The sequence below is a fragment of the Oceanobacillus sp. J11TS1 genome, assembly GCF_018333215.1.
Lineage (GTDB): Bacteria > Bacillota > Bacilli > Bacillales > Amphibacillaceae > Oceanobacillus.
The window spans coordinates 1-727 of the sequence record NZ_BORO01000065.1 but is presented as its reverse complement, the minus strand read 5'-3'; the positions used below and the strand labels follow the sequence as shown (position 1 = coordinate 727).

The 727-nt window shown below is 38.4% G+C and carries 1 protein-coding gene; it reads right to left on the bottom strand.

Annotation, left to right across the window (positions count from 1 at the left end):
* Positions 1–9 precede the first annotated feature (9 nt).
* Positions 10–727, bottom strand: a 718-nt coding sequence (locus KI343_RS19820) for an IS256 family transposase (protein WP_212928119.1), incomplete at its 5' end; no start/stop codon positions are given.

The window sequence follows — 727 nt, the reverse complement described above, 5'->3', positions numbered from 1 at the left end:
GTGCCACGGTTAGCTTTTTGTGCGATAAATGAATTTCTTTCCACCTGTATCCATTCTCTCTTCACAATCCATCAATACAGAACCAATCAGACGAAATGCTGATTCTTCATTAGGGAAAATACGTATAACGGCTTCGCGCCTTCTTATCTCTGAATTTATGCGTTCTAGCACATTGGTTGTCTTAATATGGGTATGCGTGTCCGGATCTTCTGCATAAAACTGAATCGCATCCTCATAGCCTGCATCTAACGTCTCAATCGCTTTTGTATACCTTTTATCATCCTCATATTTCGCAATAAACTCGTCTTTTAACATGCGAGATATATCTAGGGTAGGTGCTTTGAAAATTTCTTTTAAATGGGTTTTAGCTTCTTTGGAATCCTTCTTAGGAAAAACATCGATAATATTTCTTAAAAAGTGTACCGTGCAACGTTGCCAGCTTGTATTTAGAAAAGACTTAGTTATCGCAGCTTTCAGGCCTTCATGAGCATCAGAGATCACTAATTTAGGAGGTTGTAACCCTCTGGATTTTAAGGATTCAAAGAACTCTATCCAAGTTTCTTTGGACTCACTATTAGCTACTCGAAAGCCTAAGATTTCACGCCGGTCCTGGCTATTAACTCCCAAGGCAATATAAACTGCTTTAGAAACAACCCGGTGATATTCACGGACCTTAATATACATCGCATCCACATAGATATAATTATAATATTGCCGATCTAAAGGA